The organism is Nibrella viscosa (genome assembly GCF_039541875.1).
Taxonomy (GTDB): domain Bacteria; phylum Bacteroidota; class Bacteroidia; order Cytophagales; family Spirosomataceae; genus Nibrella; species Nibrella viscosa.
On the sequence record NZ_BAABHB010000002.1, the window covers coordinates 661,621 to 685,224 of the forward strand.

Below are 23,604 nucleotides of genomic sequence, written 5' to 3' on the forward strand. Positions count from 1 at the left end.
ACTAATTCTTTAGCACCTTTTCTACATATGCACGAACTCGCCTTTACCATGCAACTGAAACCCGGCGTTGAAGCGGAATACAAGCGCCGGCACGACGAAATCTGGCCCGAACTGTCGCAGGCGCTGCACGAAGCCGGTATCCGTGACTACTCCATCTACCTCGACCGCGCCAGCGGCACCCTCTTCGCTGTGCAGAAACGCACCGACGACCATACGGCCGACGATCTGCCCGGCACCGACATCATGCAGCGCTGGTGGGCCTACATGGCCGACCTGATGGACACCAACGCCGATTCGTCGCCGGTGGTGAAGCCGCTGGAGCGGGTGTTTCATCTGGAGTAATGAATCCAAATGCCGAGGCTACCTGACAGGCTACCGGTTTACCGGGAGCATTGGGTGTAGTTTATGGTTACTTTGATTTGGTTAGCCGATTTTGACGCGCCTGAGTAGACTGAAGTTCCCTGAATTTGGGTGGGAAAACCACTGGCATTCAGGAGGTAGGTCGAGGTAGACTCGTATTCAGTCTGGCCGGTAATTACGTTGGTTTCTGTTCGCTTTGTAGACAGTCCTTCGGTACCGAATTTGCTTTTCAATGTCGGAAATCCTTTCCGAACGAGCAGGCCCGTCATTGGGAACCGCCCATCGGTATACTCCGTCACAATAAGGCGGGTCATCTTACCGTCGTACCAGGATTCTTCCCGCACCAGGCGCTCCTGCGCATCGTATGCGTACTTTGTAAACGAGGTTGGGCTGAAATCGGAGATACGCTGCTTAACCAGACCATTTTCGAAGATGTACAGGCTGGATTCCTTACCGTTACTCGCCCGATTTACATAGCTGATCAACTTTCCGCCCTCGTACGTACTGATATAGCTGTCTCCGTTATAACCGTCTTCCGTTTTCCTGATCAGGTTTCCCTGGGCATCGTAGGCATAGTCAACAACCTGAGTAGTGGTTTGTCCGTTGCTGCCGGTGTTGCGGGTTGTTTCCCGTTTGATCTGATTGTTGCTATACTCATACTGAGTTGTGTGGCGCGTCTGATGAGTCATTGGTTTGCCGTTATCGGTATAGGTTCGGGTGGACTCATGAACCTGAGAAGTCAGGAAGCCGCCGGCGTCATAGGTATAGGTGGTGATCGAACTGTAGTCGGAGGTTGTACCCATCTGCTTGTTTTTTAGCTGACCTTTGCTGGTCTCCTTCAGAAGCAACCCATCTGCCCTGTACTCGTATTGAAAGTCAAACCTGTCCAGATATACGTCATTTTCTTCTGTATAGTTGACTACCAGCGGTTTGCATTCGGTTTGCGAGCTGGGGTTTGCCGGGTCGTCGGCTGATTGGCGTAGCGGCAGCCGACTGCCGCTACGCCAATCAGCAGGTATAGAAAGAGAGAGGTCGTTTTCATACATAAATGAGGGTTGAAGTTTATGGTGGCTCAACAAGGAGAGTACAGTTGTAAGGCTGTGCTTCATTGCTGTACATCCTGCATTGACGATCGGTCACTCAACCAAATTGCATACATCTGACAGGTGCCAGTAATCGGTTAGCCAGAGTAAGCCAGTGTGCTAAGGGTTGTGACCGGTGCCTCTGCGTCCAGCAGGCGTTTCAGATACCGGGTGGCAAGGTCCGCTTCAATAGCAAACCCAATGGTGACCAGCAGGTAAACCAGTGCCGCCGGTACGAGGGGCAGCAGGGACGCCGGATCGAGGTGACCGGACGAGATGAACCGGGCAACCGGAGAAAGGGCGAAGACGCTCATCAGCACCAGCCCCAGGGTGGTACATACGCAGGCAGCCGGGCTCAGCGCTATTGTTACCCGAACGGTCAACCGGTCCTGATGCGTGTAGAGCCGGCCGGTGATGGCAGGCAGAAACCACGCAGGATACCAGGTAACGCGGGAAAGCTGAAATTCATAGTCCCAGACCGTACCCTGAAAGTACTCCGGCTCCTGGTTGGCGCCGGCAACAAACGAGCCGGGCCGGATCAGGTTGGCTCGTAACCGGCGGAGGGCTTTTTCTCTGGTCAGCGGAGAGTCGATCGTCAACGTCTTGTCTGAAATCAGCGGTACCATAGGCTACAGGCTATTAAACGAAAGAGGACTGTTACCTCATTAGTCGTTTGTTCGGCGATCCGGGGCAACAAAAATGACCATTTTTGTTGCCCCGGTCGAGTCAAAGTTGACGGCCTGTTCACTAAGATGCCTGACCTAATTGATAGATAGTGGCAGCGGGTTGACGAATGGCGGTGGTCAGTGTAGCAACGGCTGGCGCGAACACGGCCGCCGGTGCTTTCGAAAAACGGTTCGGTCAGACTTTCCCGGCGGCCGGCACGTTGGCGGGGAGCGCAACCGGGCGTTGCCCCCAATGCTGGTTGAGCCAGCGCCGGGCCGGTACTTCAATAACCTGGTAGGTAAACCGGGCGGCCAGCAGGGTAATACAGACAAAAATCAGGCAGAGTAGCCAGCCCGTAAGCATATCAGGTTTAGGCGGAGGGCCACCGGCCGATGGTTTGCCCAGCGACTGATATACACTAATGTTGTTGAAAATAAACAGCAGGGGCTGGTGAACCAGGTAGATGGAGAAAGACCAGTCGCCGATGCGCTGAAACGGGCGGGTGCCCAGAATTCGATCGGTCTGCCGGCTGCCGTACGCTGCCGATAAAAGGATGAACGGGTACCAGGACACTGTGAAAACATCAGGTACGCCAAAATGCAGGCACAGGCCTACCCCCAGGGTGAGCAGCAGCAGGGCATAGCCATTAGCCAGCCAGGCGATGCCTTCATACCGGCGGTACACCTGATAGGTGATCATGCCCAGCACGAAGCCAAACAGGCAGCGCAGAAACCCATATTGAAAGGCCACGTTGATGTTGTCGAGCGGAGGGTTACTGGTCCTGAAAAACGAAAGGGAGTCCGGAAAGGTAACCTGCGGGACGAAGAACAGCATGATGCTGACGTAGCCGGCTATGCAGGCCGTTACCACGCCTACCCGCCCCAGGGTGCCCATGCGCCAGATCGGCCGGACCAGAAACGGAAACAGCATATACATCCACCAATCGGTGGAGATAGACCAGGACGCGTGTACCCACGAGAACCATTTGTGCAGGTTCATCGATTGCAACAGCAGCAGGTTGGTAATAAACGAGTAGACCGAGTTCTCGGTTTCCAGTACCGGGTTTTCGGGGATACCGGCCGCCCGTGAGACACCAAAGATGAGCACCGCAGCCAGCAGCATGGCCAGGTGAAGCGGATAGACACGGGCAAACCGGGCGATGGTAAACCGCCTGAAATCGGAGCGCTGGACGGTGCCGGTAAACCAGTTGCCGTATACATGGCACATAATAAAGCCGCTCAGCACAAAAAAGAAATCAACCATCAGGTACATCCGGCTAAGCAGACTCGAATCGGCAAACTTCACGAGGACATCGCCCCCCATACCCAGGAAGAGGTCGACGTGGTAAATGACCGTCAGCAGGGCGGCAATCCCCCGCAGCGGGGTGAGGTTGGGCAGGTAAGTGGTTGATTGGTTCATTGGTTAATAAGTGGACGGTTATGAATTACGAATGAGCGAGTCTACGCTGCTGTGCTGAATAAATTCCCGGTGGTTCATAGCGGAAAAAGAGGAATAGATTGGTTAAAAGAGCTGATTAGTCGGAATTTAAAAAATTTAAACAGTCTGCTGATCAGACTTTTGAGCAAGCGGTAAGACTATGTTTTATTCCTGTACTATTGCTCTGGTCTAGTAACACGAGCCCGGCTTTTATAGCCAAATCACTGGTACAGGTTAACCACTCAACCAATGAACCACTCGACCTACTCAATTTGCCCGATTGATTTCCTCCTCGGAGCCGGTCCGGCGCTGGCGGATGCCTTTGATCTGCTGATTGCCGAAGGTGTAGGTCAGGTTCAGGATGGCGATCCGGGTATCCAGGGCGATCCGAACGTTGCTGGTAAAATCAGGCGCTTTAATGGTACCCAGAATACGGTTGGTATGAAAGACATCCTGTACGCTTAGTTTAGCCTTTAACCGGGAACCCACTGCTTTTTGCAGGCCGGCGTCCAGGGAGCCCATCCAGGGCGAATACCAGATGGCATCCACCGCCGGTGTATTGAGCCAGCCCGTTAATTCGGCCGTCCAGCCATTTCCTAACGTAATCGCATTGGAGCCGTTGATCCGTCCGGAAATCTGTTTGACCCTAACCGGCGTTTCCTGATACACAAAATCATACCCCCGGTAGATTCCTAACAGTGATGTCTGTAAGACCCAGCCTTTCAGAATGGCAACCGGAAAACTGACGGTCAAATTATACGCCTGAGACTTGCCGATGTTTTCCGGATAGCGCTCAAACTTATTGTTCTCCACGGGTTGAATCAGATAATAAATCAGATCATTGGTGTAACTCGCGCCAAAAGAGGTAAACAGCTTATTACGGAACCCGTGCTTCAGCTCAAGCGAATGGGTGTACTGCGGCTTCAGAAAGGCGTTGCCCCGACTATACGCATAGGGGTCGGCGTAGGATCGGGCCGGGTTTAAATTCTGGTAGTTAGGCCGGTCAATCCGGCGACTGTAGGATACGTTCAGCGAATGATCTTTTGTCAGCGCCCGGGTGATAAACAGACTGGGAAATAAGTTCAGGTAGTTTCGGGTCACTACGTGCTGCGTGCTCAGTAAATTGCCTTCCGAGTGCGTATGCTCGGCCCGTAGGCCTACCTGTATATCCATTCTGCTATCCAGTTTTCCCGAAAAATTCACGTACGCTGCATTTACCTTTTCGGTATAGCGGAAGCGATTTGATAAAGCAGAATCCCGCTGTAGAACAGAACCTTCGCCACGGCTTAGCGTCATGTTGTTGTCACTCAGAACCGAACTGTTTTTCAGCCCGGCTTCCAGGCGCCAGCTGGAGCCCAGTGTCCGGTTGTAATCGGCCTTAATGGTGCGTAGGTCAATGGTGGTCGGCATAAGGATAAACAAGCCGGACAGTGGGCCAGCAGGGATCTCCGGCAGTACAGTTCGGGTCAGTAAACTATTTGTGTAGGTACGCTGAAAACGACCCACATTTACATCGGCGCTTACCTGCCCCCCTTTTTTGCCGAATGTGTGCTGGATGTTCAGGTTGCCAATGTGGTTGGATGACAGGCTGCCCTGGGTTTTGTCGGTTTGAGCCCGAAAGTAAACCGGTTCGTTTTCCGCCCGTTTAAAGGCGGATACGGCCGGTCCCTCTTCGTCATGATTGCTCCAGAAACCTGTCCATACGAGCCCGATCGTGGTGTTTTTGCCGGGGAGAAGGTCAAAACCAGCAGTAGCATTATGACCCCACTCCAGGAACCGAAAATACGAGTCCTGATAGGCCAGGTTCCGTTGTGGTCTGGCCGGGTTACTGAGGTCAGCCTGATTTCGGAACGTAGCAAAATCCCAGTAGTTGCCACCCTGATTACCGCTATAATTGCCAAAGAGGTTCAGTGAGCGGGTACGATGGTTCAGTTGAAGGCTGCCCCGTTCGCGATTAAATCGCCCCGTACCGCCTGCTACCGACAACGTACCATTGGTGCCGACATTATTGTTTTTCTTTAACCGGATGTCGATGATACCCGCATTACCGGCGGCATCGTATTTAGCGGAGGGATTGGTGATGAGTTCTATCCGGTCGATGTTGTCGCTGGACATACCCCGCAGTAGTGCCACCACATCGGCCATGGCCAGGTAGGTCTGCTTGCCATTAATTTGTACAATTACCCCATCTTTCCCCCTTAGCTGAATAGCATCGTTCTGGCGGTCGACGCTGACACCCGGCGATTTCTCCAGCACTTCCAGCGCGGTACTGCCGCTGGCGATAATGCTGTTGGCCACATTGATCACCATGCGGTCGATCTGCTGCTCCACAAAAGGGCGTTTGGCCGTTACGGCTACTTCGGCCAACTGTCGGGTCTCCGGGGCCAGTTGCAGCAGGGGGGCTTTCAGGTCTGCCTGTCCGTCGGTGACGGTTACCGGCGGCACAAAGCCCCGCTTGTAGCCGACCATCGACGCTGACACCACATAATTACCCTGCTTTACCTGGTCGATGGTATAGGCCCCGGCCGCATCGGATACGGTGCCTTTGACCAGCGTAGAATCTTTGCTGTTGAGCAGCAGCACATTCACGAAGGGCATAGGCTTGCCGTCGGTATCCTGCACCTGCCCACGAATAGACTGACTGAACACTGAACCGGAAATAAGGAAATAGAAGAAGGTTGTAGCACTGGATTTCATAACTGAACTGGAGAAAAGAGAGGCATTATGGCTGAAAGGTATAAAGACAAACTGCCCGTGTAGTGGTAAAAAATGGTCATTTTGCCTCAGAAGAAGGCCCACGCAAAGGTTTTGGCCGTTGCCAGCCACCAGCCGGAAGTTTGAAACTGCCAGCACAACAGGTTTAGCAGGAGCATGCCGAAGATGAGCAGTAAGGGATAGGGATTCTTTCGGTTCCGCAGGTCCAGCAGCAGAAAAACCAGCGCAATGAGGGTAGCCAGGCTGAATACGAGGCTAACCGCAACCGGAAACGGTACACCGCCATACGTAATCAGGGCGCGGCCCAGACCCGGTCCAATCAGTGGAAATGAAGTAGCAGTTATGTACCGGACATGGTAAAAGGTCTGTTTCTGGTACAGAAAGGCCAGTGAGGCAAACAACCCAAAAGCCAGCATGGGTGGAATACTGATCGCTAATCCGGCCAGTACGTCCGGCTCAGGGCGATGAGCAGTATCACGGAGGTAAGCCATTCGGACCAAGCTGAACATAGACAGGAACGCCAGCGGAGCCAGCACGTAGCCCAGCTTGCCGAGGGTGCGGTGCCAGGTATATTTCCCGTATTTGATCAGGAAGGGCTGTACCATGAGCATCAGCAGCCACGTCATCAGCGTAGCCCCGTGGAGGTGATGCTCCCACCGGAAGTTTTTAAACTGGGGGAAGAAAACCGTATAGGTTTGGTGAAAACCAATCAGCACCATCAGCCAGATGGCGATGAACAGATAGCCGATGTTTTTGTACGTTTTTTCCATGGTGGTACTTTGTTGATTGTAGAGGGGGCGTCTGTGGTTTAGTCGACGAAAGCCAGGTACTTGGCAACAGTATTGCGCTGCTAAACCTATAAGGTTGCTTTTCCACCTGAAAACAACTGCTGACAAGCGTAGCCTTTTATTGTGTAGATCGCAGGAATTGTGAGTTAATAAGCAAATGGTAATGAATCTGACCGTTCGCTCAGGCCAATCAGAAAATCGACCAGTCACTCAAAAAAACTGACCAGTCACACTATAAAAAGTAGATTAAGGCTCTAATCATCAGTATTTTTAGGCAAATGCCGAACCTATGCGCTGGTGTCTGTTTTGGGGAATGTTGTTGATGGGGATAAGGAGTTGGGCACAAGCCCCACTGGGGCTGCCGGGCAGGCTGCCTGGCCCTCAGATGGACATTGGACCGTATACTGTATTTTATGAAGATAACTCTGGTGATACACTGCCGTTATCGGCTATCCAGAAACATCCATTCCGGCCTTTTGCGGAAAAACGCAACGAGCGAACCACCTTTGCCGACCGGTCGGTAATGGTGACCTGGCTGCGATTTACCCTTCGCAATACGCATCCAGTCGATACGTTGCATGTGCTGCACAAAACAGGCGTTCATGGATTTATCACGCTCTACGAAAATAACCGGCTGCTCGGGCAAACCGGTATCTCATTTAAGCATCCAAACCGACCCAGCCCGTATGCCTTGCCCCTCACCGTGCCACCCCTGACCGAGCGAAAGTATTTCGTTCGTGTTCTCGGCTACGTTTGGCACCCCACTCGCATCTCGTCTGAGTTAATAACTGCGTCGGCAGGCGTTGCCTGGCATTTTGGCCCTGGGGGCGTTGCGGAGAATATGCTGTTGGCGGGTATGGCATTACTCACCGGATGGTTAATCCTGATGTGCCTGTATGCCTTCTATTCTTTTCTTATATCCCGAGACATTGCGTATTTATTCTATGCACTCTACACAGGGGTAAGTGCGCTTTTTTCGGTGTATAGTATGAACTACCGATTTTCGTTCGATTTGGATTGGCTGTTTCCGCCCCAGGTTTCAGACATACTTGGCCCGTTTCACGTCGCTTTAATTTCAGCGTTTTACGTCTTATTTGTTGCCAACTTATTGAATGTACGAAAAGGGTTTCCGCGCACCTGGCGAATCTTACAGATACTGCTGGCGGTGCTGACGATACAGGAGATTCACTCGATAGCCGAATGGATTCACAGACGGCCTTTGTTCCTAAACAACGCTGTTTACATCTATGCCATGGTGCCTTCCGCATTGGCAACAGGTATTCTGCTGGTTATCAACTTCCAAAGCCGGTCTCCGATTCGCCCTTACCTGGCAACCGGGCTGAGTAGTCTGCTGGGCGTTTCTTTTATTCCAGGTTCGCTCGACCTTTATTTTCACGATACCTCAGCGTTAGCTGATGCTTTTTTCAATTATCCTCAATTTTGGATAATACTTGGGTTAGCCATTGAGTCCTTCTGCTTCATGCTGGCGCTGGCCTACCGCGGACGACGCATTGAACTCGAAAACCGTCGAATTCAGGAACGCTATACGCACGAACTGGAAACACAACTGGGCGAACGAACTCAACAGATTGAGCAGCAAAGCCGCCTGCTTGAACAGCAGCACATCCGCCAACTCGAAACCGAGTTCGAAAAGAAACTGGCCGATACCGAGATGACGGCCCTAAGGGCGCAGATGAACCCCCACTTTATCTTCAACTGCCTGAACTCCATTAAACTCTATACCTTACAGAACGACCCCGAACAGGCGTCCGATTTCCTGACCAAGTTTGCCCGGTTAATTCGGCTGGTATTGGAAAACTCCCGTTCTGAACACGTCACCCTGCGCAATGAACTGGAAGCCTTACAGCTTTACATCGAGCTGGAAGCCATGCGCTTTAAGGAGAAGCTGCGATACCAGATTCATGTCTCACCCGAGGTAGACCCGCAGTACCTGCGTATCCCGCCCCTGCTGTTGCAACCCTTCGTGGAAAACGCCATCTGGCACGGCCTGATGCACAAACCCGAAGGAGGAACAGTAACGGTTGAGGTACGCCAGCCACAGGATAATCTGCTCCATATCGAGATTACCGATGATGGGGTAGGCCGGGCCAGAGCGGCTGAGTTGAAAAGCAAATCGGCAAGTAAGCACAAGTCGTTCGGCATGCAAGTGACGGCGGATCGCATCCGGATGATTAACCGGATGTATAATATCCGAACGACAACTCAGATTGAGGATTTGGTTGATAGCTACGGAGAAGCTTGCGGCACACGGGTGACCTTAACGATTCCGGTATGAAGACGTTACGAAATCATTGGTTCGTTATTCTCCTGTTGGTGGTAGTTAGTCCGCTGCTGGCATGGGGGCAGCTACCTAACAAACTTTCCAGGCCGATTGATCTACATCATAATAATCGACTAACAAAAGAGTCGTCGGCAAGAAACCGAACACCGGGTCAGACCTTAACTCATATGACCCAACTTGGCATAAAAGAAGGACAGCCTTTACATCAACAACTAAGCCGATTGCAGGTGCCTGGCCAGACGTCAACCAATATGTTGGTTTTGGCTTTCTTCAGCGCCGTATTTGGGGCATTAATGTTTACAGGATTGTTTAGCGCAACCCAGTATCTGCTCAATCGAGAAGCAACTTACGGCTGGTACGCTGTCTATTTGACAATGACATCAATCTGGCTATTGCATGCAATGAGTATATGGTCTAAAGAAATTGCCAGGGTACCAAATATACCAATCTTCTTAAGTCTGATTGTCATTCTGGATTATAGCATACTGGCATCTTACATCCGCTTTGTTAGCTACCTCCTTGAAATTCCGCAGCAACAACCCCGTTTCGAACGTTGGTTGCGTTACTTCTATTTATACATTGCCTTATCTGTGCTGGCTTCGGTAACTGAATTGTTCGGTGTGCATTCGTTGCACCTATACATGGCAACTAACTTTTTGAGCTATGGGGGATTGCTGCTTTTTATGTTTGGAGTTATCCGTAGTAAGCATGTTCTCAAACGATATGCTCTTACAGCTACTATATTATTGGTGAGTGGTGATTGGGTTTCGTTTTTAGTCGGTTATACTAACCTGGCAACAAATGAGATCCTGGGTCGGATGCCACTGTTTTATATAGCGGTTAGCAGGTTAGTAGAAATATTATGTTTTTCGCTGGCTTTAGGACGACGTTTCCAACTGAATAGAGACGAAAAAATCCAGGCCCAGCAGCAATTGATTCAGCAACTGGAGGAAAACCAAGAACTGCAACAAATACATGCCCTTGACCTCCAGTGTCAACTGGCTCAACGCGAAATAGAGGTATTGACGAAGGCGCGTGAACTGGAAGAGCAACGGGTCAGTCAGCTCCGCTCAGATTTTGAACGACGTGTTGCCGAAGCCGAGATGACCGGGCTCCGTTCGCAGATGAATCCACATTTCATCTTCAACTGTCTTAACTCAATCAAACTCTACGCGACCGAGAACGACTCCGAGAAAGCATCAGACTACCTCACCAAGTTCGCCCGACTTATCCGCCTGGTGTTGGAAAATTCCCGTTCCGAGCGGGTAACCCTCCGCAACGAGTTAGATATGCTACAGCTATACGCCGATATGGAGACCATGCGCTTTAAGCAAAAGCTGTCCTTTTTTGTAGAAGTTGAACCGGATATTGATGTGGGTTTTGTCGAGATTCCGCCCCTGCTGCTACAGCCCTACGTGGAGAACGCCATCTGGCACGGGCTGATGCACAAGCCCGAAGGCGGCACCGTTCGTGTACGGGCCAGCCAGTTGCAGGAAAATCTGCTTCAACTAACCATCACCGACGATGGGGTAGGCCGTAACAGAGCCGCCGAACTGAAAAGTAAATCGGCCAGCCACCGCAAGTCGTTCGGCATGAAAATGACCTCCGAGCGGATCGCTTTAGTCAACCAGTTGTACCAGACCCACACCCAGGTAGAAATTCAGGACCTTGTTGATACAGATGGCCTGCCTGCCGGAACGGAAGTGATTATACAGATACCGATATGAAAGCCCTCATTATTGATGACGAGCCCGACAACGTCCGGTTGCTGGCGCTGCAACTGAACCGGCACTGTCCGCAGGTCGAACTGGTTGGCCAATTTACGGACAGCACCGAAGGGTTGAAAGCCATTCAGGTCCTGCGGCCGGCATTGGTGTTTCTCGACATCGAAATGCCGATGATGAACGGCTTTCAACTGCTCGAACGGGTGGGGGAGATTAACTTCCACATCGTCTTCGTAACCGCCTACGATCAGTACGCCGTGCGGGCTTTTCGGTTTAGTGCGCTGGATTATCTGCTCAAGCCCATCGATACCGTTGACCTCATTGCCACTGTCCGCCGAGCCGAGACCACCGCTCGCATCAACCCGCAGCAGTTGGAGCTCATGCGTCAGTACTACCCTCCCGTTGGCCATCCAGCGGGAGCAGCCGGTGTGCCTCCAACCACCAAAGGACGCATTGCCCTCCCCCACGCCAGTGGCGTGGTGTTTGTCGACATTCAGAAGATCATTTACTGCGAAGCCGACAGCAACTACACTCGGTTCTTTCTCGACAGTGGGGAGCAGTACATGGTGACCAAAACGCTGGGCGATGTGCAGGAGGTGCTCGAACTCCGCGATTTTGTAAGGGTTCACCGGCAGTATATGGTCAACGTCAACCACATCCAGAAACTGGTGAAAGGCGAGGGAACGTACCTCATCCTTAGCAACGGCACCAACATTCCTGTCGCCCGCCAGCAGAAGGAGCGGCTGATGGAGCGATTTGGCTGGGTGTAGTTGAGTGGTTCATTAGTTCAATAGCGCTTGTCCAATCAACCAACGAACCAATCAACCAATTAACTACTCAACTGCCCGAAAAAACGCTTCCAGCTTCACCGGGTCAAGCCTGCCATCCGTGCGGACGCTGCTGCACAGATCGAGGCCGAAGGGGTTTACCTGATCGAGGGCTTCTTTAACGTTGCCTGCGTTGAGACCGCCGGCGAGAAAAACGGGTACCCGGGCCTGCTCCACTATTTTACGGCTGAGCTTCCAGTTGTGGACGCGGCCGGTGCCGCCGAGTTCTTTTACGGCCAGTTTGGGGTTGCCGCTGTCGAGCAGCAGCGCGTCTGCCTGCTCCGAGATTTCTACGGCTTCGTCGACTGAGCTTTCGTCAATCACGTGAATGACCTGCACCAGTTTAATGGCGGGCAGGGCTTCGCGTATCTTCCGGTATTCGCGGTCGGTCAACTCGTCTACAATCTGGATGGTATTGGTCTGCACCCGGCGCTGGTGGGCAATGATGGCGTCGGCGGTGGTTTCGCTGGTGAGCAGGAAGGTGGCAATCGGCGGGGGTACGGTCTGGGCGATGTCGCGGATCATGTCGTCGGCGATGGGGCCGGGGCCGCTGGGCATTTTCGCGACCAGGCCGAGAGCGGAGGCACCATGCACAATGGCGGTTTTCGCTTCCTGTATGGAACTGATGCAGCAGATTTTGATGCGTGGCTTCATGTTGGTTGATTGGTTCATTGGTTTGCTGGTGTGTTAGCGCTTGTGCCAATCAACAAATTAACCAATGAATCAATCAGCTCCTCCAGATCGGTCAGGGTTGTCAACGGATTCCTCAGGGATACGCGGAGGTACACCTGCCCGTGCAGGGTGGTTTGTACGATGTGGAACCGGCCGTTGTGCAGCAGTTGCCGGCGGATGGTGGTGTTGTGCTGGTTCAGGTCTGCGGTTGGTGCATTGGTGACGCGGAAACAGACAATATTGCTTTGGGGCTCCACGGCCAACTCCAGGTTCGGGTGCTGCCGGATGAGGTCGGCAAACTGCCGGGCGAGGTCGTATAGGGTATCAATGTTTTCGGTGAAGATACCCTCCCCGTAGGCTTTCAGCAGGGCGTAGATCTTAACGCTCATCATCAGCTTGGTGCACTCGAAGGTGCGTTTGCCGGAGTTGAACCAGTCGTCGGCGTCGCTCGCCCAGAGGTACTGCGCCTGTTGCTGAAAGGTGCGGAAGGAATCTTCGTTCCGGCGGAAAATAAGCGAGGTAGTCAGCGCGGGTGTCATCAGCATCTTGTGCCAGTCGATGGTCACCGAGTCGGCGCGGTCAAGGCCCCTCACCAGATGTTTGTATTGCTCCGAAAACACCACCGCTCCGCCGTGGGCACCGTCGACGTGCAGCCATAGGTTATGCGTTGAGCAGAAATCGGCAACGGCCGTAATATCGTCATAGGCTCCGGTAGAGGTAGAGCAGGCACTGGCCACCACGGCAATCACCCTCAGGCCGTTGGCCGTGGCTTGCTCGTAGTAGGTCTCCAGCAGGTCGGTGCGCATCTGAAACCGTTCGTTGACGGGCAATTTGATAATACCCTCGTCGCCGAAGCCCATAATCCGGGCGGCCCGGTCTATGCAGTAGTGCGCTTCAGAAGCTACCATTACCGCCAGCCGCTCCTTTGATCCGTGCTGCCACACATCACCGGGTGCTTTGGTGGCGCGGGCTGCCAGCAGGGCCGTCAGGTTGGCGAGTGTGCCGCCCGACGTCAGAAATCCCGATGCCTGCTCGTCAAAGCCGATTCGCTGGGCCAGCAGTTCCGAAATGATTCGCTCCAGCGGGTTGGAGACCAGGCCCATTTCATACACCGCCATACCGTTGTTGAGCAGTTCGGTCAGCAAACCCGCCACGGCCGCCAGTGGGAGCGGGGGCGATACCTGGTGCCCCATGTAGCGCGGGTGGTGCAGGTGGGTCGACTGATCGATGACCGTCTGGAAGAAGGTCTGAACATTGCCTGGCCCCTGCGCGAAATCGCTGCGCCAGAAGGCCAGGCTCTCATCGGGCGAGTGGTAGGGAATAACCGTTTCCAGTTGACGGCTTTCGGTCTGTTGCAGATAATCGGCCAGTTGGTCGACCAGTAGATGCGCCTGGGCGCGGAAGGCGTCGGCGGAGTAAGCCTCGGTGAGCATAGCGGTGTGGTTTTGTCGGAACCACAAAGATACTAAGACGCCGGCTTAGTTAACCGGGCCTGTGTCGGCTCCAGGTGGTGATACAGGTGCAGGATGGTGAAATAGAGTATCTCGCGCACCGTCATTTTGCCCAGCACCAGGTGCGGAACCTGATAGGTATCCAGTTCCTCCTCCGACCAGCCGTCCAGATTAGTCGCCAGTGCCTGGTGCGCCGACACAAAGCGCTCCGTAAGGGTTTGCCGGTCGGTGTCGAGGTCGGCAGCCCGGGGGGTAACCTGCTCGGGGGCCACCCGGGGTTTAAGCGAACCAGCCTGATAGGTATGCTTTACCACATCAAACGACCTCGACGGCTGCTCTGCTTTCCCCCACTGCTCAAACACCTCGCGGGGGCCGGGCAGCAGGCGGTTCAGCCCCCGGATCACCAGATACAGGTGCTGGAGCGTCTCGGCCACCGACCATTTGCCGTTGTCCAGCGGCTCAAAAAACTGCGAATCCGAAATGGGTTCTATCGTAGCCTGAACGTCTGTAACGGCCTTGTGTATCGCGGCCTGAATGTCTTGTTTGGTCTGCATGTTTTTAGTTTGAGGTTTGAGGTTTGAGGTTTGAAGTCTGAAGTTGGCGTCAGCCTTTTTAACGTCAAACCTCAAACCTTAAACCTTCTCAGGCAAATATACCCGAAAAACCGAACCTTCGCCGGAGCGGCTGGTTGTGGTGATAAAGCCTTTATGATTATCCACTACCCGTTTGCAGATGGCCAGGCCAATACCGGTGCCGCTGTACTGGTTTTTACCGTGCAGCCGCTGGAATAGCTGGAAAATCCGCTGGGTGTATTTTTCGTTGAAACCAATGCCGTTGTCGGTAACGCTGATCTCCCAAAAGGCCTGCTGCTGCCCTGTGGCCGGCTCACCCGGAATATCCAGGTAGTTGACCAGCCGGGCGGCAATACGAATCATGGGTGGAAAGCCAGGTCGACTAAATTTCAGGCTGTTGCTGATCAGGTTCTGAAACAGCTGCCGGAGCTGGACCGGGTCGCCGGTGATGTCGGGAAGGTTTTCAACAGTAACTGTAGCCTGCTTATCGGCCACGGTCATTTCCAGGTCTGTCAACACGTCCCCGATCAGCCGGTTCAGGGATACAGGCTGGAAGGGCTGCTGCTGGGTCGAAATACGGGAGTAGGCGAGCAGGTCCTGAATCAGGCTTTGCATGCGGTGGGAGGCATTCTGCATCCGATTGATCAGGTCGGTGGCCGGCTCCGGCATATCGTACCGGTAATGAGTGTACAAAACATCGCCCAGGGACTGGATCTTGCGCAGCGGCTCCTGCAGGTCATGCGAGGCTACATAGGCAAACTCTTCAAGGTTATCGTTGGAGCGTTTCAGCTCCTGGTTGCTGCGTTCGAGTTCGCGCTGGTACCGGCGAATGTCGGTGACATTATTGGCCCCGACAATGATCCCGTCGCCGAACCGGCTGATAGACAGGTCGACGGCCAGGTTATATTCGGGGTATTCAAGAATAGCCCGGTACGGTTCGCCGGTTTCCACCACGCGCACGCAGGGCGCAAACATACCCCGCTCTTTGGTGGGTGGATACAGTTGCGTCAGCCGCATACCAGTGAGCTGTTTGTCCGGAACCGGAAAAAACTGGGGCGCTGTTTTGTTGAAGAGGATAACCCGGAAATCGTCGATTTGCCCCTGGTCATCCCGCACGGCTTCATACACAATGATGCTGTTGAGGGCACCGTCGAGCACACCCTGTAGAAGCTGAGCCTGCTTCTGCTGGGCAATCTGCAGGTGTTTGGAGGTGGTAATATCCAGAAACGTGACAACCAGCTCATCATCCTGGTAAATCACCGACATATCAAACCAGCGGTCGACCTGCTCGATATGCCATTTAAAGCGCTCCGACTTCTTTTTAGTTGCTACGGCAACATACCGGTCAAACAGCCCGAACTCCCGGTGAAAAGGCATCACCGACAGCAGATACTGCCCGGTAATTGCTTCTTTGGTGATGCCCGTGGTCGATGCCGTTGCTTCGTTGGTGAGGGTCACCACAAAATCAAAGACCTGGCCGGTGGCGTTCCGTATCGGTTTCAGCACCGAAATACCCGTCAGCGACGCATCCAGCACATTTTGTAGCCGGGCGGCTGTCTGTTTGTAATTAATAGCGGTCGTTTTCAGCGCCGTAACATCGGAGATGGACGCTACTACACCGTCACCGAACTTCTGCACCGAATTATCGAGCCAGACACCGGCCTGTTCGAAATAGTTCTCCGTCCGGACCGGCACCCCGGTTTCAACTACCCGGGCATAGCTGTCAAAGATGCCGCTATTTTTCCCCGCCGGGTCCAGTGTCAGCATGGTGGTGGTCAGGAGCTGCTGCCGGCTGAAGCCGGTCAGCTCCAGGCATTTCTCGTTGCAGAAGGTTACCTGGAAGTCGACGAGGGTGTTATCGGCATCGCGGACGGCCTGGCAGAGCATAATACCGCTTTGCACGGTATTCATTACTTTGCTGAGCAGCCGGTTCTGCTCCTCCCGCGAAAACTCTGCTTTTTTGGTATGGGTCACATCGGAGATGCTCACCGACAGCAGATCGGTGTCGTAGCGGCACGCCTGAATCGAATACCAGCGGGCGGTCCAGGCTACATAGCGCTCGTTGTGCAGCTCACGGCCCGTTTCCAGCACGTTCAGCAATTGCTGAATAAACAGGTGGTAGCTTTTGTCATCAACCAGCATCAGCGCCGTCCGTTCCATGATCACTTCCCGCGCCAGGCCCAGCAACTGAATCCCTGCTTCGTTGATCAGTACCGGCTGGAGATCGACCAGCCGCTGCTGTTTGTCGCGGATACCCCGGCACAGCACAATGCCGTTGGCGGTACTGTTGAGGGCATGGTTGTGGAGGTCGTTTTCTTGCCGGAGCTGCAGTTCGGTGGTTTTGCGGCCGGTGATGTCCAGGTACGACATCACCAGGTAATTCTCCAGCCGCACCGCCGATATATCGAGCCATTGGGATGACGAGCGGCCCGGAAACCGATAAGATACCTCAAACCGCGCCGATTTGCCCGTTTCGATCACTGTTTGGAACTGGTCGAAGACCGGCGTCCGGGCAGCGTCCGGAAACAGTGTCAGCAGGGTTTGGCCAACGACCTGCAGGGCCGGAATGTCCAGATCCGCTTCGGCCGGTTTATTGAGGAAAAGCAGGCGAAAGTCTATGATCTGCTCTAACTCATTGCACAGGCTCTGGTAGACCATAATGCCGTTCAGGGAGCAGTCTAGTATGCTTTGGAGCAGGTGAGACGGAATCGGAGAAGGTGTCGCTGTCATAAAAACCGATACCAGAGGCTTTTTCAGAGCCTGTTCAAGTTACGATAGTGCTAAATATAATTGGATTTGCAATAAAATCCTTCTTTTGGGTGAACTGGTGCCGGATGCAATCAGGAGGTAATGGTATATACGTAAAAAGTATGTTTCCGGATGCTTCTACTGTTTCAGAAAATTTGTCTCAGGAGCATCTGCTCAAACGCAGCCTTAGGTTCCGGTTTTTATTTGCACATACCTGGTTTTTACCTAATTTCGGTTGGTGAACGGACTCGCAACAGGGCTGTAATGTCTGCCGGGGTTTCTGTCCTATCAGGTAAGCAGGGGTAGCGTATATGCATAATTTTACTGTATCAATCCGTATATGACAAAAAGGTTTACCGTTTTTCTGGTCGGCCTGCTGCTCTGGCCGGGTTGGTTACCGGCCCAGACGAGAATGGCCGACAGTCTGCGTTTCGTATTGCGTCATCGGCCTGCGGCCGATACAACCCGCGTTTACCTGCTCAACCTGCTCAGCAAAGTCATGGCCGATCATAACCTGACAGCGGCCGATTCGCTGAACCGCGAAGCACTCCGGCTGGCGCAGCGGCTTGGCCACCTGAGCAGTGAAGTAAACAGTTTGATGCGATCTGCCGACCTGGCCGGCGTGAAAAAAAAGTTTGCCATGGCGGAGACCATCTACCGGAAAACGCTGCAACGGGTAGAGGCTAAAAAAGATACCGTACTGCTATGCACAATCCAGACAGGGCTCGTAAACCTGTTGCAGAGCCAGGATCGCTACGATGATGCGCTCGCCCTGCTGGCCCGACAACGGAAGCTGGTAAAGGCGCTGGGTAATAAAAGGTTGCTGATCGGGAATTTGTCCGAAACGGCCGATACGTATATAGCCAGGGGAAACTATGCCAGAGCTCTGGATAATGAACTGGCTGCCCTGTCGGTTGCCGAAGAAATCCAGGACACCCTGCTGACTATCCAGGCCAACTCCAGTCTGGGCCTGCTATACACCATCACCAAAGACTTCGGCAGGGCCCTGGACTACCAGCACAAGGCACTTGACCTTGCCCGCCTGTTCAGAAACACCTACCTGGTAAGCATTGCGCTAAGCCGTACGGGCGAAACCTTGCTGGCGCAGGATAAACCGCAGCCCGCCGTTGATTATTTCAGGCAGGCACTGGCCATTGCCCGGCCGTTTGGAAGTGCTACCATGATAGCCACCTGCGAGGGCGATCTGGCCGATGCGCTGGAGCGGACAGGCACTTACCCGGAGGCCCTGATGCACAGCTACCGGTCGTGGGCGTACCTGAAGACCACCGGAAGCCAGTCTATGAAAGCCTGGATACTGGCTTTGTTATCCCGTACCTATTTGCACACCGGCCGGCCCGATAGTGCCGTTCTGCTGGGCCGGCAGAGCTTTCAGCTTGCCCGGCAAGTTGGCCATAAAGAATACGGCCGGGATGCCGCCAACGTACTGGCAGAAGCGTATGCCCGGCTGAATAATTACAAAAAAGCGTATGAATATCAGGGCCATTACCTGGCCTATCGGGATAGCCTGCTGAACGAAGAGACGACCCGGCGGATTGCCATACTGAATAATCAGAGCGATATGGCCAGCAAACAGGCGCAGATTGCCCTGCTTCAGAAAAACGATCAGCTTAAGGCGATAGAGACGAAGCGGCAGCGCCTGATCCTCTGGTCGCTGCTGGCCGTGGTGCTGCTGACCCTGGCGCTGGTGGTGGTGCTGATCCGGAACAACCAGCACAAGCAGCAGCAGACCGACCATCTGCGGGCGCTCGATGAGCTGAAAACCCGGTTTTTCTCCAATATCACCCACGAATTCCGGACTCCGCTGTCGCTCATTATTTTGCCCGCCGAGCAACTTCAGCAGGACATAACGCTGCCCGAGCCGGTGCGCCGGAGCCTGACCGGCATTCACCGCAACGCCCGCCAGCTGCTGCGGCTAATTAATCAGTTGCTCGACTTATCGAAGCTGGAAGCAGGGAGTGTGGTAGTAACACAGGTAACAGGGCGGCCGGTAGAATTTATTGGGCAGACGGTCGACCTGTTCCGGTCGGCCGCCGAGGAAAAAGGAATTCGCCTGGAATTCAGTAGTGAACCGTCGGCTACAGATTACCTGTTCGATGCCGATAAATGGGAGAAAATCGTGTATAACCTGCTGTCGAACGCCCTGAAGTTTACCCCGCCCGACGGGCATATTCAGGTACACGCCCGCATTACCGACCCGGAGCACCTGGAGCTACAGGTGGTGGATACCGGCATTGGCATTGCCGCCGATAAACTGCCCCATATCTTTGACCGGTTTTACCAGGCCGACGATACCCGCACCCGGTCGTACGAAGGCAGCGGCATCGGGCTGGCTCTGGTGAAGGAACTCACCCAACTGCTCGGCGGGGAGATTACCGTGGCTAGTGAGCCGGGCCGGGGCACCCGCTTCGATCTATGCCTGCCCATACAGCCGGCCGGCAGTGATAACGGGCTACCGGCTCCGGTGATGCCGGTGGATAACGGCTGGGATCATCCGACGGAGATACCAGAAGCGTCGGCCACCGGAATGCCGGTCACCGGCAAACCGGTGGTGCTTGTGGTAGAAGACAACCCCGAACTACGGATGCTGCTGGCGCAGGGGCTAACCGCTTTGTACCGGGTGCTGACGGCCCCCAACGGCCGCGAAGGCTGGCAGCGAGCCCAGCTCGACCTGCCGGATATTATCCTGAGCGATGTGATGATGCCCGATATGGACGGGTATGAACTATGCCGGCTGGTGAAGACCGCACCGGAAACCAGTCATATTGCCGTAATCCTGCTGACGGCCCGTGCCGCCCCCGAAAGCCGGCTAGAAGGCTTGTTGCAGGGGGCCGATGATTACCTGGCTAAACCCTTTCATTTTGCCGAGCTGCAACTGCGTATCCGAAATATTCTGGATCGGAGGCAGAAGCTGCGGGACTATTTTTCGCTGCCGCTACCCGTTGTCGAAGCAGACGGCTTTCCGGAACCGGACGAAGACCCGTTCCTGAATAAGCTGTACACGATAATCAACGAAAACCTGGATAGTAGCGGTTTTGGCGTTGAAGAGCTGGCTGCCGCAGGCGGAATAAGCCGTCGGACCCTGAACCGGAAGCTAACGATGCTGGCCGGTATGTCGGCCAATGATTTCATCCGGCGCTACCGCCTGAAGCGGGCCGCCGAACTGCTCCGCAGCGGTTGTGCCGTGGCAGATACAGCCTACCGGGTGGGTTTCGATAATCCCTCGTACTTTACCTCTGTTTTCAAGGACGTTTACAAAAAAACGCCTTCCGACTATTGTAACCAGCTAAGCCAGGGGGGCTGATGTCGGCAGGAGCCGGCAACGGCTCCGGGGATGCCGATTAGCTCCGTTGCCGGATCGTTCCGGAAAATGGCCCAAAATCAACAGGATTTGTCCCAAAAGTGGTAGTTGGTTGGCCGGAAATTTCGGATCTTACCCGAAAAAAGAAATAAAACTCAGTTTACTGGTCCTATTACCCTCCTGCCGGGAGGTGAAACCTAAACCGTTACTTGTACCGTGAACAGCGTTTACTCCCTGCCCGGCCGGCTCGTAAACGGCCTGTACTTCCCTGTATTTGTGGCCTGGCGGCTACTGCTGCTGAGCTGTGTTGGCCTGCTGCTGGGGTATGGCTGTGCCGCCCAGACGCCTGTCAACTATGTCGACCCCGCCAATCCGAGTCGTGGATACTGGCGGTTGCACGCCGATCGGCATGCCCGCAGCAGCGTGATCCGGTTGTACCGGGGAGCCGACGAGTTGATCTACCAGGAAACCATACCGGGGCAATACCTCCGGCTAACCGCCCGCACCACCAGCCAGATAAACACCATGCTGAGCCTGGTGGTGGCGCATAAACTGGTGCTGTCCGATTTTAAAGAGTACGACTTTCCCAGCGGCTCCGCTGATCCGATGGCCACCGAAGCCGTTCCGACTGCTGTGCCGGCCGAAATCAACAGGGATTACGCAGCCGTAGAGGTTGTGGCTCATCTGATCAAACCCACGGGTAAGCTGCTCGTTCGGTGCGACAACCCGGCCCGCCGGCGGCTCGACATTTACCTGCGCAACCAAAGCGGGCATAATGTCTATGCCGAGTCTATGAACCTGGACAAGTACAGCCGCCGAATCGACGTATCGGCCCTGAAAGCCGGTCAGTATTCGCTGCACATCATCTCGCCCGACAAGACATTTGAGTATACCCGGCAGGTGATTATCGGACTTAGGGATTTTCTGGAGATGAAGTGATCTACTAGCTGGCACACAAACATACGGGTATGCACGTTGTTATTGCCAAAATACAGGCTATTGTTTGGACGGGAAACTGTCACTGGCTGCTGCGGCTGGTAGTGGCGATGACTTTTTTGTGGGTGAGCCAGACTGCCGCAGCCGCATCGCCCGATTCGCTGCTGCATACACCCTACCCGCAACGCTGCGAACTAATTACCAATGTTTACCAGACGGCCTGGAAGAGCGATTCCAATCAGGCGCTGAAACTTGCCGGGGAGCTCAGGCATTTTTTCGCCAGAAAGGGGAATGAGACAGATCAACTTATCTTCGAGGTTAGTATTCTGCTCCCTGTCGACAGTACTGTTCCATTTCGTAAAGAGGAGTTTTTGAACAAAGTGCTGCCGTTACTGTCAGAGGCAGAAAGGCAGGATAATCTACTTGCCAAAGCAAAGTTGAATGAGTTGCTCGGCTTCTTCTACTATAATCACCTGCACCAGTATTTCCTGGCTTTTTATCATTATTCACAAGCCTATCATATGGTGCTAAACCTGGATGAAACCGCTTACCCTGATCGGGCTTATACGATCTATCGGCTTGGACGGGTTAACTACGATTTTTTCGATTATGAAAACGCCATCCGGTATGGTCAGGTCTTGATGAAAGAGCAGATTACCGAAACACTTCCCTCCCATATTTTCAACGCCTGTATGCTGGGTATGGCTTACCTGAAATTAAACAGATGCCAACAGGCAAGGATGCATTTTGAATGGGCTCTGCGTAGATTACCTGTCAAAAGACTGTATAATGAGGCTTGGGTTGGTATACTTAACGGCAATATTGGGCTGACTTACTATGAACAAAAGGATTATGCCAAGGCTATTCCATACCTGCAGCGGGGAGCCGAACTTTCGGAAAAAACAGCGCTCTGGGATAATGTGCCTCGTTTTACGGCTAAACTAGCCTTGATCCATCTGGAGCGTAAGCAGTTTAACCTGGCAAAACAGTTTGCCTTACAGACCCTTGATGCCGCGCATAAAAATGACAGCCTTGTGTATCCTATGGCCCAGTTTGTGACAGAACCGTACCAGGTCATGGCGGCTTATCACCGGGCTACAGGAAATTATGAACAGGCGATGTACTATGCAGATTTAGCCGCTGCTTCCAGCACCCGCTGGAAGCAGCAGATAGATGTCACTCTGAAACATAAAGCTGAAATGGCCCTGGAGGAGGAGCGGTATAAAGCGAAGGAACAACGCCTGCAGCAGGAGAAACAACAGCAACTGCTGCTGCGCAATTTTCTGCTGATCCTGACCATACTGGCTCTGCTGGTGGTGCTGCTGCTCTACAACCGCCGGCAGCTCAAAGACCGCCACCGCCGGCAGCAGCTCCAGGCCGAAAAACAACTGGCCGAAGCGGAGCTACAGAGTGCCAAAGCCCTGTTGGACCAGCTCCGTCAGGGCGTGCAGCAGAAAAGCCGGCTCATCGACCAGTACGAAGCTGAATTCAGCGTATCAGCTGACGGTCCGGCTATCGGCTCCAACCAATACCAACTCCTCAACGACCTGCGCCATTCGGTTATTCTGACCGATGATGACTGGCATCAGTTTGTAGATGTGTTCGAGAAAGTGCATCCTGATTTTTTTTACCGGCTAAAGGCGCAGCTCCCCGACCTAACGCCGTCCGAGACGCGCTTCATGGCTCTAAGCCGCCTGGGCTATACGGTCCGCGAAATGGCCGACATGCTGGGGGTGAGCCAGGGGGCCATTCGCCAGTACCGGCACACCATCCGGCGCAAACTGGCCCTGGGGGAGGAGGTCAGTGTGGAAGAGATCGCCCGGCGGATCTGAGAGACTACCCCCAGGCAGGAGACGCTGGATGTTAGACGTTGGACGTTAGATTATAGACCGGACAAGACGCAGCGGGTCTATCTAACGTCTAACGTCTCCTGTCCAGCGTCCAACACCTTCTTCCTGCGCATTTGTGAGGCCTTTCCCAAATCCTAACGTTTTCCTAACGCCTG

The 23,604-nt window shown here is 53.8% G+C and carries 17 protein-coding genes; 7 read left to right on the top strand and 10 right to left on the bottom strand.

Features of this window, described 5'->3' with window-relative positions; all coding sequences use genetic code 11:
- Positions 1-27: 27 nt before the first annotated feature.
- The gene (gene rhaM, locus ABD931_RS07320) at positions 28-342 is read left to right on the top strand and encodes an L-rhamnose mutarotase (RefSeq protein ID WP_345265477.1); all 315 of its coding nucleotides are present in this window, start codon (positions 28-30) and stop codon (positions 340-342) included.
- 38 nt (positions 343-380) lie between these two features.
- On the opposite strand, the gene ABD931_RS07325 is transcribed toward rhaM, so the two are convergent.
- The 6 genes from ABD931_RS07325 to ABD931_RS07350 form a co-directional block, all read right to left on the bottom strand.
- Positions 381-1,163 carry a hypothetical protein gene (locus ABD931_RS07325; RefSeq protein ID WP_345265479.1) on the bottom strand — a complete coding sequence of 261 codons (783 nt, stop codon included), beginning with the start codon at positions 1,161-1,163 and terminating at the stop codon, positions 381-383.
- Between the two features lie 116 nt (positions 1,164-1,279).
- Positions 1,280-1,402, bottom strand: coding sequence for a hypothetical protein (locus ABD931_RS07330; protein ID WP_345265481.1), 123 nt, complete (start codon positions 1,400-1,402; stop codon positions 1,280-1,282).
- A 138-nt stretch (positions 1,403-1,540) separates the two neighbouring features.
- Positions 1,541-2,068, bottom strand: a complete 528-nt coding sequence (locus ABD931_RS07335; protein WP_345265483.1) for a hypothetical protein — start codon at positions 2,066-2,068, stop codon at positions 1,541-1,543.
- Positions 2,069-2,303: 235 nt separating this feature from the next.
- Positions 2,304-3,527: an acyltransferase family protein gene (locus ABD931_RS07340; protein WP_345265485.1), complete on the bottom strand. Its 1,224-nt coding sequence runs from the start codon at positions 3,525-3,527 to the stop codon at positions 2,304-2,306.
- A 285-nt stretch (positions 3,528-3,812) separates the two neighbouring features.
- Complete coding sequence (locus tag ABD931_RS07345) at positions 3,813-6,242, bottom strand: outer membrane beta-barrel protein (protein ID WP_345265487.1); 2,430 nt, start codon at positions 6,240-6,242, stop codon at positions 3,813-3,815.
- 86 nt (positions 6,243-6,328) lie between these two features.
- Complete coding sequence (locus ABD931_RS07350; protein ID WP_345265489.1) at positions 6,329-7,030, bottom strand: hypothetical protein; 702 nt, start codon at positions 7,028-7,030, stop codon at positions 6,329-6,331.
- A gap of 403 nt (positions 7,031-7,433) precedes the next feature.
- Between ABD931_RS07350 and ABD931_RS07355 the strand changes: the two genes are divergently transcribed.
- The 3 genes from ABD931_RS07355 to ABD931_RS07365 are packed head-to-tail and all read left to right on the top strand — an operon-like array spanning position 7,434 to position 11,844.
- Entirely contained in the window at positions 7,434-9,344 is a 1,911-nt protein-coding gene (locus tag ABD931_RS07355; RefSeq protein WP_345265491.1) for a sensor histidine kinase, read from the top strand.
- Complete coding sequence (locus tag ABD931_RS07360) at positions 9,341-11,077, top strand: histidine kinase (protein WP_345265493.1); 1,737 nt, start codon at positions 9,341-9,343, stop codon at positions 11,075-11,077. The genes ABD931_RS07355 and ABD931_RS07360 overlap by 4 nt, the downstream gene beginning before the upstream one ends.
- Positions 11,074-11,844 (top strand): LytR/AlgR family response regulator transcription factor, encoded by a 771-nt coding sequence (locus ABD931_RS07365; protein WP_345265495.1) that lies wholly within the window; start codon positions 11,074-11,076, stop codon positions 11,842-11,844. Before ABD931_RS07360 ends, ABD931_RS07365 begins: the two co-directional genes overlap by 4 nt.
- A 63-nt stretch (positions 11,845-11,907) precedes the next feature.
- On the opposite strand, the gene ABD931_RS07370 is transcribed toward ABD931_RS07365, so the two are convergent.
- The 4 genes from ABD931_RS07370 to ABD931_RS07385 all read right to left on the bottom strand — a co-directional run bounded on the left by ABD931_RS07370 (position 11,908) and on the right by ABD931_RS07385 (position 17,326).
- Positions 11,908-12,573, bottom strand: coding sequence for a phosphoribosylanthranilate isomerase (locus ABD931_RS07370; RefSeq protein WP_345265497.1), 666 nt, complete (start codon positions 12,571-12,573; stop codon positions 11,908-11,910).
- On the bottom strand, positions 12,570-14,006 hold the full coding sequence (locus tag ABD931_RS07375; protein WP_345265499.1) for a pyridoxal phosphate-dependent decarboxylase family protein: 1,437 nt from the start codon (positions 14,004-14,006) through the stop codon (positions 12,570-12,572). Before ABD931_RS07375 ends, ABD931_RS07370 begins: the two co-directional genes overlap by 4 nt.
- A gap of 32 nt (positions 14,007-14,038) precedes the next feature.
- Entirely contained in the window at positions 14,039-14,578 is a 540-nt protein-coding gene (locus ABD931_RS07380; protein ID WP_345265501.1) for a DinB family protein, read from the bottom strand.
- A 78-nt stretch (positions 14,579-14,656) separates the two neighbouring features.
- Positions 14,657-17,326 carry an ATP-binding protein gene (locus ABD931_RS07385; RefSeq protein WP_345265503.1) on the bottom strand — a complete coding sequence of 890 codons (2,670 nt, stop codon included), beginning with the start codon at positions 17,324-17,326 and terminating at the stop codon, positions 14,657-14,659.
- Positions 17,327-17,684: 358 nt separating this feature from the next.
- On the opposite strand from ABD931_RS07385, the gene ABD931_RS07390 reads away from it, so the two are divergent.
- From ABD931_RS07390 to ABD931_RS07400, 3 genes are all read left to right on the top strand, one after another.
- On the top strand, positions 17,685-20,666 hold the full coding sequence (locus ABD931_RS07390; RefSeq protein WP_345265505.1) for an ATP-binding protein: 2,982 nt from the start codon (positions 17,685-17,687) through the stop codon (positions 20,664-20,666).
- A 213-nt stretch (positions 20,667-20,879) separates the two neighbouring features.
- Positions 20,880-21,602 carry a T9SS type A sorting domain-containing protein gene (locus tag ABD931_RS07395; protein WP_345265507.1) on the top strand — a complete coding sequence of 241 codons (723 nt, stop codon included), beginning with the start codon at positions 20,880-20,882 and terminating at the stop codon, positions 21,600-21,602.
- 29 nt (positions 21,603-21,631) lie between these two features.
- Positions 21,632-23,431 (top strand): tetratricopeptide repeat protein, encoded by a 1,800-nt coding sequence (locus ABD931_RS07400; RefSeq protein WP_345265509.1) that lies wholly within the window; start codon positions 21,632-21,634, stop codon positions 23,429-23,431.
- Positions 23,432-23,604 lie beyond the last annotated feature (173 nt).